The organism is Vibrio sp. J1-1 (assembly GCF_021728395.1).
Taxonomy (GTDB): domain Bacteria; phylum Pseudomonadota; class Gammaproteobacteria; order Enterobacterales; family Vibrionaceae; genus Vibrio.
Genome location: NZ_JAKKCM010000004.1, coordinates 412,777 through 424,492 on the forward strand (window position 1 = coordinate 412,777; position 11,716 = coordinate 424,492).

At 43.8% G+C, this 11,716-nt stretch carries 8 protein-coding genes; all 8 read left to right on the forward strand.

Going from position 1 to position 11,716, the window contains the following annotated elements; genetic code table 11:
- The first annotated feature begins 342 nt into the window (after positions 1-342).
- The 8 genes from L3V31_RS09035 (at position 343) to L3V31_RS09070 (ending at position 11,714) form a co-directional block, all read left to right on the forward strand.
- Positions 343-1,890 (forward strand): DUF3360 family protein, encoded by a 1,548-nt coding sequence (locus tag L3V31_RS09035; RefSeq protein ID WP_237315743.1) that lies wholly within the window; start codon positions 343-345, stop codon positions 1,888-1,890.
- 304 nt (positions 1,891-2,194) lie between these two features.
- On the forward strand, positions 2,195-4,471 hold the full coding sequence (gene pflB / locus L3V31_RS09040; protein WP_237315744.1) for a formate C-acetyltransferase: 2,277 nt from the start codon (positions 2,195-2,197) through the stop codon (positions 4,469-4,471).
- 152 nt (positions 4,472-4,623) lie between these two features.
- Positions 4,624-5,601 (forward strand): lipid A deacylase LpxR family protein, encoded by a 978-nt coding sequence (locus L3V31_RS09045; RefSeq protein ID WP_237315745.1) that lies wholly within the window; start codon positions 4,624-4,626, stop codon positions 5,599-5,601.
- Positions 5,602-5,744: 143 nt separating this feature from the next.
- Positions 5,745-6,485: a pyruvate formate lyase 1-activating protein gene (gene pflA / locus L3V31_RS09050; RefSeq protein WP_237315746.1), complete on the forward strand. Its 741-nt coding sequence runs from the start codon at positions 5,745-5,747 to the stop codon at positions 6,483-6,485.
- A 160-nt stretch (positions 6,486-6,645) separates the two neighbouring features.
- A complete protein-coding gene (locus L3V31_RS09055; protein ID WP_237315747.1) occupies positions 6,646-7,314 on the forward strand; it encodes an energy-coupling factor ABC transporter permease in 669 nt (222 codons plus the stop codon).
- Between the two features lie 155 nt (positions 7,315-7,469).
- On the forward strand, positions 7,470-7,970 hold the full coding sequence (locus L3V31_RS09060; protein ID WP_237315748.1) for a YfbU family protein: 501 nt from the start codon (positions 7,470-7,472) through the stop codon (positions 7,968-7,970).
- 488 nt (positions 7,971-8,458) lie between these two features.
- The gene (locus tag L3V31_RS09065; RefSeq protein WP_237315749.1) at positions 8,459-10,393 is read left to right on the forward strand and encodes a PrkA family serine protein kinase; all 1,935 of its coding nucleotides are present in this window, start codon (positions 8,459-8,461) and stop codon (positions 10,391-10,393) included.
- A 49-nt stretch (positions 10,394-10,442) separates the two neighbouring features.
- Positions 10,443-11,714: a YeaH/YhbH family protein gene (locus L3V31_RS09070; RefSeq protein ID WP_237315750.1), complete on the forward strand. Its 1,272-nt coding sequence runs from the start codon at positions 10,443-10,445 to the stop codon at positions 11,712-11,714.
- Positions 11,715-11,716: the final 2 nt, after the last annotated feature.

The following is an 11,716-nucleotide window of genomic DNA, read 5'->3' on the forward strand; positions in this document are numbered from 1 at the left end:
CTAGTGTTATATCGTCTCGGTAATTTCTAGTTTTATGCAACTTGTGTAATGAAATTACGTCTTAATTGGCCCTATCATGCGCGGAACCGACACATTGTGTAGTTTTATTTCACATCAATTATTTAAAGTGATCTAAATCAATCACCCAAAATGGCTATCTTGTTAGACTCCAGCCACCATATGAGGAAAATTTTGTGCCTCAACACAACAAGTTATTAGCTATGCTTAGGCGCAAGGATAACGTGCAACAAATCTAATAATAGCTAGCATAGAGCGCACCGCTTAACGCGGAACAGCGCAACTTAGTTAAGAATTCATAACTTTAAAATATATGAGGAATCCATGTCAGACGCAGTGAATAAAGTGCACTCTGATTCAGATATCGAGACCAAAAGCTACCAAGAGCTTCATCGTCCATCATCTGAGTTCGACAGCCGTTCAGACTATCTAGACCACGAACTGCAAATCATGAAGCCACGTCGTTTTGGCTTAAACTTGCCGGGCCGTGATTTCCGTTTCGAGCTTGAAGATTTTGTTCCTGCTATTGCGGGTACGATCGGCATTATCGCGATGTATTCTGCGGTAATGATGTCTTGGGCCGAAGGTTTAACCCAAGCGTGGGACCATGTGCATTTGACAAAAGAGTTCGCGATCGAAGTCGCTCGTGTCGAAATGCTTATCCCTGCTCTTCTTTTCTGTATTTTAGCTTCTGGTGTCTTTAACCCTAAAGCAAACCTCGCCGGTAACCATGGTCCAATGATTCCATTGATTGGTACTATCGCTCTGGCAGGTGCTCACCCTCTTGCTCTTGCGATTCTTATCGGTATTTTTGGCCTTCTACTCTCATTTTTTAAAGGCGGCTCAAAACTCGTCAACCTCACTTCTGAAGGTACCGCTGGTGGTTTGCTTATTTTCTTAGGCTTAACGGGTACGATTAGCCAAATCAACTCTATCCAATCTTGGGCGACTGGGCTGGAATCTGCAGATATTGCCGCTGGCAGCATGGGTTACGTTGGTTTTATCGTTCTTGGCATTACGGTTGCGATCTATGCTTACCTAGCGAAAATCAACAAACGTTGGTTGGCAATTCCAGTGTGTGCATTCACTGGTCTTGCGATTGCGCTTGTTCTCGGTGCTGGCTTTGACATTGTATTCGAAACGAAAACAGGTCTGCCAAACCTTAACCCAGTTTACTGGTGGGGTAGCACAGAAGAAGGTTGGATGCTTGGTTTACCAAATGCAGAGCACTTCATCGCATCATTACCATTCGCGATTCTTGCTGTTGCGATGTGGTCACCAGACTTCCTTGGCCACCGTATCTTCCAAGAAATGAACTACCCACGTAAAACAGAGAAAGTACTGATGGACGTGGATGACACCATGACGATGTGTTCTTTCCGTCAAATGGTTGGTACTGCTGTAGGTGGTGGTAACATCACTTCATCTTGGGGTACTTACATGATCCCGGCAGCCATTGCTAAACGCCCAATTCCGGCAGGTGCAATTCTACTCGGCTCTCTATGTATTATTGTCGCAATTCTTGGTTTCCCAATGGATGTTGCAGTATGGCCACCAGTAATGCGCGTTGCTCTCCTAGTAGGTGTATCTCTTCCTCTTCTTGAAGCGGGTATGCAAATGGTTCGTGATACGAAAGATTCACAAGCAGCGGGCATCTGTATCTTTGCATCTATCGTCGCCAACCCAGTTCTGGCTTGGGCATTAACCATGTTCTTAGATAACAATGGCCTGATTGGTGATAAAGAACGTGCATCACGCTTGTCATTCATGGACAAAATTATTATTCCAGTCACAGTCTTCATTATCTGTCTAGTTGCTATGCTGGCAGTTGGTATGCTAGAAGATCAATATGGATTAAAAGCTTGGCTATAATGCTAAACGCTTAAAAAATGTTTGGGTAGCGCTTGTCGCTACCCCCTTTTTATCCAAAAAGTTGAGCATTTATTGATTTAGTTTAAGGTTTACAAAAAAATTTTAGTTTAACCTGCAATTGTTGTTTCAAAAGGTAGGCGTTTTAAGTAGTGACAATATTTATAGTTTTGTAACCCAAAGTTGCGACTTTAAGACTATAAATATTGTTATTCATAAGAGTGTACTGTTCCTCTATTTTATTGGGGATAGCTGGCTCAACGGCGAAGCAGTACGTATTTTTTTCTACTAAAAAGGTAGGTATGTCATGGCAGAGCAATTTGCTAAAGCTTGGGAAGGTTTTGCTGCAGGTGATTGGCAAAACGAAGTAAACGTTCGTGATTTCATTCAAAAGAACTACACTCCGTACGAAGGCGACGAATCTTTCCTAGTTTCTGAAGGTACTGAAGCGACTAACAAGCTTTGGGCTAAAGTAATGGAAGGTATCAAACAAGAGAACGCGACTCACGCTCCTGTTGATTTTGATACATCTGTTATCTCTACCATCACTGCTCACGATGCAGGCTACATCGAAAAAGATCTTGAAACTATCGTTGGTCTTCAAACTGACGCTCCTCTTAAGCGTGCAATCATCCCTAACGGTGGTATCCGTATGGTTGAAGGTTCTTGCAAAGCTTACGATCGTGAGTTAGACCCACAAGTTAAAAAAATCTACACAGAATACCGCAAAACTCACAACGCTGGCGTTTTCGACATCTACACTCCTGACATCCTTGCATGTCGTAAGTCTGGTGTACTAACTGGTCTTCCTGACGCATACGGCCGTGGCCGTATCATCGGTGACTACCGTCGTGTTGCACTATACGGTATCGACTTCCTAATGAAGGACAAACTGGCTCAGTTCACGTCTCTACAAGAGCGTTTCGAGAACGGCGAAGACCTTCACATGACTATGCAGCTTCGTGAAGAAATTGCTGAGCAACACCGCGCTCTTGGTCAAATCAAACAAATGGCTGCGAAATACGGTTTCGATATTTCTCGTCCTGCTGAAACTGCACAAGAAGCTATCCAATGGACTTACTTCGGCTACCTAGCGGCGGTTAAGTCTCAAAACGGTGCAGCAATGTCTCTAGGCCGTACTTCTACGTTCCTAGACGTATACATCGAGCGTGATATCGCTGCTGGTAAGATCACTGAAGATCAAGCTCAAGAAATGATCGACCACTTCGTAATGAAACTACGTATGGTTCGTTTCCTTCGTACTCCTGAATACGATGAGCTATTCTCTGGCGACCCAATCTGGGCAACAGAATCAATGGGTGGTATGGGTCTTGACGGTCGTACGCTAGTAACGCGTTCTAACTTCCGTTTCCTAAACAGCCTATACACTATGGGCCCTTCTCCAGAGCCAAACATCACTGTTCTTTGGTCTGAAGCGCTTCCTGATGGTTTCAAACGTTTCTGTGCAAAAGTATCTATCGATACTTCTTCTATCCAGTACGAAAACGACGACCTAATGCGTCCAGACATGGATTCAGACGATTACGCTATCGCTTGTTGTGTGTCTCCAATGGTTGTTGGTAAGCAAATGCAGTTCTTCGGTGCTCGTGCGAACCTTGCTAAAACCATGCTTTACACCATCAACGGCGGTATCGATGAGAAGCTGAAAATCCAAGTTGGTCCTAAGATGGACAAGATCGAAGGTGAGTACCTAGATTACAACGAGTTGTGGGAAAAAATGGACCACTTCATGGATTGGTTAGCTAAGCAATACGTGACTGCACTAAACAGCATCCACTTCATGCACGACAAGTACAGCTACGAAGCGTCTCTAATGGCTCTGCATGACCGTGACGTTAAACGCACTATGGCTTGTGGTATCGCTGGTCTATCTGTTGCAGCTGACTCACTATCAGCAATCAAGTTCGCAAAAGTTAAACCAATTCGTGACGAAGATGGTCTAGCAATCGACTTTGAAATCGAAGGCGATTACCCTAAATTCGGTAACAACGACCCTCGCGTAGATGACATCGCGTGTGAACTTGTTTCTGTATTTATGAACAAAATCCGTGAGCTTAAGACTTACCGTGATGCAGTTCCTACTCAGTCAATCCTTACTATCACTTCAAACGTGGTATACGGTAAGAAGACGGGTAACACGCCTGATGGTCGTCGTGCTGGTACTCCGTTTGCTCCAGGTGCGAACCCAATGCACGGTCGTGATGAGAAAGGTGCGGTAGCATCATTGACTTCAGTAGCGAAACTACCGTTTGCTGATGCTCAAGATGGTATTTCTTACACCTTCTCTATCGTGCCAAACGCACTAGGTAAAGAAGAAGGCAGCCAACGCGCTAACCTTGCTGGTCTGATGGACGGTTACTTCCACCACGAAGCTGGTATCGAAGGTGGCCAACACCTAAACGTAAACGTTCTTAACCGTGAAACACTAGAAGACGCAGTTAAACACCCAGAGAAGTACCCTCAGCTAACTATCCGTGTATCTGGATACGCTGTACGTTTCAACTCTCTGACTACAGAACAGCAAGCTGACGTTATCGCTCGTACATTCACTGAGTCACTATAAGACTGTCGCGAAATAACGTTTTAGTAATACAACAAGAGCCGGTGCTGTAAAGCATCGGCTTTTTTTCATTTTCGGCGCTAATCTTGGTGCTTTGCACAGGATTTTGCTGCCAAACTTACGTATGATGCAAAGAAAATGAGTAAAAGCATTATATGAAATTTTATAAACTTATCGCATTTGCCCTGCTATCACCTGCTGTTTTCGCATCCACCAAATCCACTGTCTCATTTGCTCTCGATAATGACGGTATCTTTGGTGTTGACCAAGATTATACCAACGGTATATTCCTCTCTTACGCGACCGGGCAACTAAGAAAAGAAAGTGAATGGAACTGGCTGAGTCTAAGTCACTCTTCATTCACGAGTGTCGATAAAATAGAACTGGTGTTTGGCCATAAAATGTGGACACCGAGCGATATAAAAGTCGATTATCCTCTGGCAAATGACCGCCCATACGCTGGTTATCTGCATACAGAACTCAACTACCTCTCACTAACTGCAGATAAAGCAGTGCGATATAACTTTACCATCGGCACCACTGGTGAAAGCTCACTGTCAGAAAAAGCACAATCACTGGTTCACAGCATTACGGGTTCCCCAGATCCACAAGGCTGGGATTACCAAATCGATGACTATCTAGCAGCCAGCGTTGGCTATCGCGCGTTCAATAAATTAATGCGCAGTGAAGGGAAAACCACTCAGTGGGAAATCACTAATGTAAATGATATTAATGCCGGTAATTTTCGCAGTGACATATCTCAGGGTGTGATGTTCCGTTGGGGAACAAACTTAGGGACTAACATAGGTGCGGCCAACATCAGCGTGGAAAGTCCATTTTCGGCAAGCATGCTGTCCAATCACTCCACCAGCTGGTTCTTGTTTAGCGGATTTGAAGGTCGTTACCGTTTCAATGACATCACTATCGAAGGCGATCGTTCCGGTATCCCGGGAACGTCAGAGCCGTACGACGTGACACTGGAACACTGGCAAGCAAGCGCCGTCGCAGGAGCTACTTGGTATAACCAAAACTATGGCGCAAGCATAACGTTTACGATTAAAACTCCAGAGTATGAAGAGTCTCAAACCGATATTTATGGTACGGGATCGCTTTCTGTCTTTGCCTTCTTTTAAATAAATAACTCAAATGGTCAATAAACAACTCATTGACCATTTGATTACCCGTAATCCCGCACCTTCTCTTCCTAGAAGACTGTTTTAACCCTGCTTTTTGTAATAAAATAACAGCATTCTTATATTAGTCATGAGAGCAAAAGATGTCAGCAACTGGTCGTATTCACTCGTTTGAGTCATGTGGTACCGTAGACGGACCTGGTATTCGTTTTATCGTCTTCTTGCAAGGTTGCTTGATGCGTTGTAAGTATTGTCATAACCGCGATACTTGGGATACCCATGGAGGTAAAGAGGTTACCGTAGAAGAAATCATTGCGGAGGCGAAATCTTACCGTCACTTCATGAATGCGTCTGGCGGTGGTATCACTTGTTCAGGCGGCGAGGCGATGCTTCAACCCGAGTTTGTTCGTGACTTTTTCCGAGCGGCGAAAGCGGAAGGTATTCATACCTGCCTTGATACCAATGGCTATGTTCGTAAGCACACAGATGTGATTGACGAAGTTCTCGATTCCACTGATCTCGTGATGCTAGACATCAAGCATATGAAAGATGAAGTTCATCAGGACTTAATCGGCGTGTCGAATCGACGCACCTTAGACTTTGCTCGCTACCTACAGAAAATTGGCCAGACGACATGGATTCGCTACGTTGTGGTTCCTGGTTACACAGATGATCCAGAAGCAGCACACATGCTTGGTGAGTTTATCAAAGATATGGACAACATCGAAAAAGTGGAACTGCTTCCTTATCACAAACTTGGTGCGCACAAGTGGGAAGCGTTGGGTTTTGAGTACCCACTTGAAGGTGTGAATCCGCCACCTAAAGAGACGATGGATGAAATCCAGTCGATACTTTCTCAGTACCACTCAAATGTAAAATACTAAGACTGAACTATTTTCTTCCACCAAAAATACCAGCTTTTCGCTGGTATTTTTTTATTTCGTGGCATCGAATACCTTATTTCAATCACTCGTATGTGTAAAATAGCGCCCAACTCAATTGTTTAACGTAGAAACAACAAAACGTCGCTGCAGGGAAGTAATCATGGACTGGTTTAACTTAGGCTCATTCGTTGTCATCATTTGGGTAATCATTGTCTTTTGCTTACCTGATTGGAAAAAGGTAGTTTGGCCTAAGATTGAGCAAGACAAGTCATTTCAGCACATTGTTTTCGCCACTCTTTTTTTACTAAGCATATTGTGGTCCGCGCAAGCGGGCGTGAAGGATGGGCTGAAAATACACTTTCTCGCTTTAACGACCTTAACCATGATGTATGGGTGGCGAATGGCGTTTTTAATCAGTATTCCTGCAATGGTTGCCAATCATTGGATACAAGGCGTTTCGCTCGTCTTGTTACCAAGCTCTCTGGTACTTTCTGCCCTGCTTCCCATTCTGATCAGTTATTTTGTATTCCTACTCAGTTACCATTATTTACCGCGTAACATATTTGTCTTCATTTTCGTCGCGGGATTCTTCAACGGGGCGATAACGGGTAGTTTGCATCTGCTGATCAATTCTTTCTATCACTTATCTGTCGGTCACTACGATTGGGAAACGATTCAACACAACTACTTTATTTTTGTCCCACTCCTAGCCTTTCCCGAGGGTTTACTGAATGGTATGTCTCTGGCGGTGCTGACTGTATTCAAACCGGAATGGTTGAGGGTATTTTCCGATAGAGATTACATATACAACCACTATCACAAAAAATAGCGTTACTTTGAAATATATGGAGCTGAAAGCTAGATGAATTGAGAAATTCTTGCCATTTTTTCATATTAAATATGTGTTGAGATCATGTTTCACTCCTGTCTGAGGCGTTAACCTAAGCACATTAAAAATGTATTAGATTATTTAGTGAGGTCATCATGGAAATGTCAAACGCTCAACGTTTGATTCTGTCAAACCAGTACAACCTAATGTCTCAACTCGATCCGAGTAATGCAGCAAAATACAAACGCTTACAAACAATCGTCGAGCGTGGGTATGAACTACAAATGTGCGAGTTAAACAAAGACTTTGGCCGTATTACTGAAGCAGAATGTCGCGAAATCATCGACATCATGGAAATGTATCATGCGATGCAAGAGTCTAACAACTTGCTCGACAGTGATGAGAAAAGCAAAGTCGACCAACGTCGTCTACAGTTCTTAGGATTCGATATCGCTTCGGAAGCTCAGCAAGTACATTACGTACGCTTTTTAGTTGACTCTGAAGGCCTTTACCCACAATTTGACAAAGCCGATCACCATTTCAATAGCCAAATGCCAATGCTAGAGAAATACCGTCGTATGCTGCAAACATGGCGTAACTGTCCTCGTCAATACCATCTATGTGCGAACGAGCTGGCACAAATCTTCAGTGCCTAGTTATACAAACCATTGAATAGGAGAGCCGCTGCTCTCCTTTTTATTTGCCCTACCGAAAATTATTTTTTACACATCAGAGCTATTTCCCCAATCGCTATCCAAGGTAAACGGTGAATCACTAACATTGGCCACCTGATGCCAAACATTTGATTTATCAATACTGAATACACCACACAATCCTGCCATTTATGCAAGAGTGATAAATATGCCACTTTTACAATAAATTCATAATTGTTAAGCAAAATTGCAAATCCCCGACTAGGCTTAAATAGAGAAAGGCTGTGATTGAATGATTCAAATCCACCGCTCACCGTTGTGATGATAAATCTGTACTTAAAGCAAAGTCTTTGGTGTCGCATTAACTTACGTCCTGTACAAACCAAATCAGATGTCAGTACGTATACATTCAGACAACCAAGAGCATGACAACAGGTGGGTAAGCCTTCATCAACGTTCGTCGGTAGACTGACTATTAAAGGGGAAACGACATGAGTATTTTCGACCACTATCAATCCAGATATGAAGCTTCAAAAGATGAAGAGATGTCGTTACAGGAGTTTCTGGCCCTGTGCAAGGATGACAAAAGCGCATACGCTAATGCAGCAGAACGACTACTGATGGCCATCGGTGAGCCAGAATTAATCGATACAGCCAAAGATCCAAGGCTAAGCCGGATCTTCTCAAACCGCGTCATATCGCGTTATTCAACATTTAAAGATTTCTATGGCATGGAAGATGCGATAGAACAGATCGTTTCATACCTAAAACATGCTGCACAAGGTTTGGAAGAACGCAAACAGATTCTTTACTTACTTGGTCCGGTTGGTGGTGGTAAATCATCACTTGCAGAAAAACTGAAAGCGCTGATGGAACAAATGCCAATTTATGTGCTTACTGCCAACGGTCATCGTAGTCCGGTCAATGACCATCCTTTCTGCCTCTTTAGAGCTTCCGAAGATGGCGAAATTCTGAAAAAAGAATACGGTATTGAACAGCGTTACCTCCGCTCAATTATGTCTCCTTGGGCAGCCAAACGTCTGCATGAGTTTGGTGGTGACATTACCAAATTTAAAGTCGTGAAAGTCCGCCCTTCTATCCTCGACCAAATCGGGGTAGCGAAAACTGAGCCAGGTGATGAAAACAACCAAGATATTTCATCACTAGTTGGTAAAGTGGACATTCGTAAACTTGAACACTTCTCTCAAGATGATCCAGATGCATACAGTTACTCTGGCGCACTCTGTAAAGCGAACCAAGGCTTGATGGAGTTTGTAGAGATGTTCAAAGCACCGATTAAAGTACTTCACCCGCTACTAACGGCAACTCAGGAAGGTAACTTTAACGGTACGGAAGGCCTCTCTGCGATTCCATTCGATGGCATGATCTTGGCGCACTCGAACGAATCAGAATGGCAAACTTTCCGTAACAACAAAAACAATGAAGCGTTCCTTGACCGTGTTTACATCGTGAAAGTACCGTATTGTCTGCGCGTTTCTGAAGAAGTTAAAATTTATCAAAAACTACTTGAGCACAGTGAACTGTCACAAGCACCATGTTCACCGAGTACACTAGAAACGTTGGCACAATTCAGCATTCTTTCACGGTTGAAAGAGCCAGAAAACTCTTCCATCTTCTCTAAAATGCGTGTTTACGACGGTGAAACCTTGAAAGACACCGATCCGAAGGCGAAAAGCTACCAGGAATATCGTGACTACGCAGGTGTTGATGAAGGCATGAGCGGTCTATCCACTCGTTTTGCGTTTAAGATCTTATCGCGCGTATTTAACTTTGACCAAACCGAAGTAGCCGCGAACCCGGTTCACCTGTTCTACGTCATTGAGCAACAAGTTGAACGTGAACAGTTCCCAACGGAAACGGCAGAAAAATACTTGGAGTTTTTGAAAGGATACCTCGTTCCTCGCTACGTCGAGTTTATTGGTAAAGAAATTCAGACTGCGTACCTAGAGTCATACTCTGAGTATGGTCAGAACATCTTTGACCGCTACGTTACTTATGCAGACTTCTGGATTCAGGATCAAGAGTACCGAGACCCAGAAACTGGCCAGCTATTTGACCGCGCTTCACTCAACTTAGAGCTAGAGAAGATCGAGAAAACAGCAGGTATTTCTAACCCTAAAGATTTCCGAAACGAAATCGTAAACTTTGTGCTTCGTGCGAAAGCCACTAACAATGGTCAGAACCCAGTTTGGACCAGCTACGAAAAATTGCGCACAGTTATCGAGAAGAAAATGTTCTCTAACACTGAAGAACTTCTTCCGGTTATCTCATTTAATGCGAAAACCTCTTCTGAAGATCAGAGGAAGCATGACGACTTTGTCGCTCGCATGATGGAAAAAGGCTATACCGAGAAACAGGTTAGGCTACTTTCTGAGTGGTACCTACGAGTACGTAAGTCATCCTAACCAAGTATTGAGTTAGGTCGCTTGTGTGAAACATGAAGAGGGCTATTTCATGGCGCAATTTATAGACCGAAGGCTCAATGGCAAGAACAAGAGCGCTGTTAACAGACAGCGCTTCTTGAAGCGCCATAGAGAGCAAATCAAAGAGTCGGTGGCAGACGCAGTGAATCGACGCTCGATCACGAATACGGAAACGGGCGAAGACGTATCTATACCGCACAAAGACATTACCGAGCCGATTTTTCATCAAGGTCAAGGTGGGCTACGTGAGCGTGTCCACCCAGGTAACGATCAGTTTATTACTGGTGACAAAATCGAGCGTCCAAAATCAGGAGGCCAAGGCAGTGGCTCTGGCGAGGGCAACGCAAGTCCTGACGGCGAAGGCCAGGATGAATTTGTATTCCAAATTTCGAAAGACGAATATCTAGATATTCTTTTTGAAGATCTAGAACTACCAAATTTAGAGAAAAACCAAATCGCGAAAATTACCGAGTGGAAAACACACCGTGCTGGCTTCAAAACCGCGGGTATCCCCTCCAACATCGCAGTTGTACGTTCACTCCAACAATCACTGGCCCGAAGAACGGCCATGACAGCAGGTAAAAAACGTCTTCTCAAAGAGCTTGAAGAAGAGCTTGCACGTATCAAAAATATGGAACCAGCTCAACCATTTGAAGAAAGCCGTTTGAAGAAGGAAATAATCGAACTCCGTAAGAAAATCGACAGCGTCCCATTTATTGATACGTTTGACTTACGTTTCAAAAACTACGAGAAACGCCCGGTTCCGTCCAGCCAAGCGGTCATGTTCTGCTTGATGGATGTGTCAGGCTCAATGGATCAAGCAACCAAAGATATCGCTAAACGATTCTATGTACTCCTTTATCTATTTTTAACTCGTACCTATGAAAATGTGGAAGTGGTGTTTGTTCGCCACCACACGCAGGCAAAAGAAGTGGATGAGCATGAGTTTTTCTACTCTCAGGAAACCGGTGGCACCATCGTATCCAGTGCTCTTAAACTCATGGATGAGATAATCAAAGCTCGTTACCCTACTGGACAGTGGAACATTTATGCTGCCCAAGCATCCGATGGCGATAACTGGGCTGATGACTCACCTCGATGCCGTGACTTGTTAGTGAATAAGTTACTGCCTAACTGTCAGTACTACTCATATATTGAGATCACACGTCGTTCTCACCAAACTTTGTGGCATGAGTATGAAAAACTCACTGAAGAATTTCCTAACTTTGCGATGAAAAACATACGCTCAGTGGAGGATATCTTCCCTGTCTTCCGTGAACTATTCCACAAAGAAACGGCGTAAGG

What these genes read in the sequence shown, in the direction of transcription:
- L3V31_RS09055 (WP_237315747.1), top strand. Translation starts at nt 6,646, where the DNA reads ATGGACTGGTTTAACTTAGGCTCATTCGTTGTCATCATTTGGGTAATC.
- L3V31_RS09065 (WP_237315749.1), top strand. Translation starts at nt 8,459, where the DNA reads ATGAGTATTTTCGACCACTATCAATCCAGATATGAAGCTTCAAAAGAT.
- pflB (WP_237315744.1), top strand. Translation starts at nt 2,195, where the DNA reads ATGGCAGAGCAATTTGCTAAAGCTTGGGAAGGTTTTGCTGCAGGTGAT.
- pflA (WP_237315746.1), top strand. Translation starts at nt 5,745, where the DNA reads ATGTCAGCAACTGGTCGTATTCACTCGTTTGAGTCATGTGGTACCGTA.
- L3V31_RS09035 (WP_237315743.1), top strand. Translation starts at nt 343, where the DNA reads ATGTCAGACGCAGTGAATAAAGTGCACTCTGATTCAGATATCGAGACC.
- L3V31_RS09060 (WP_237315748.1), top strand. Translation starts at nt 7,470, where the DNA reads ATGGAAATGTCAAACGCTCAACGTTTGATTCTGTCAAACCAGTACAAC.
- L3V31_RS09045 (WP_237315745.1), top strand. Translation starts at nt 4,624, where the DNA reads ATGAAATTTTATAAACTTATCGCATTTGCCCTGCTATCACCTGCTGTT.
- L3V31_RS09070 (WP_237315750.1), top strand. Translation starts at nt 10,443, where the DNA reads ATGGCGCAATTTATAGACCGAAGGCTCAATGGCAAGAACAAGAGCGCT.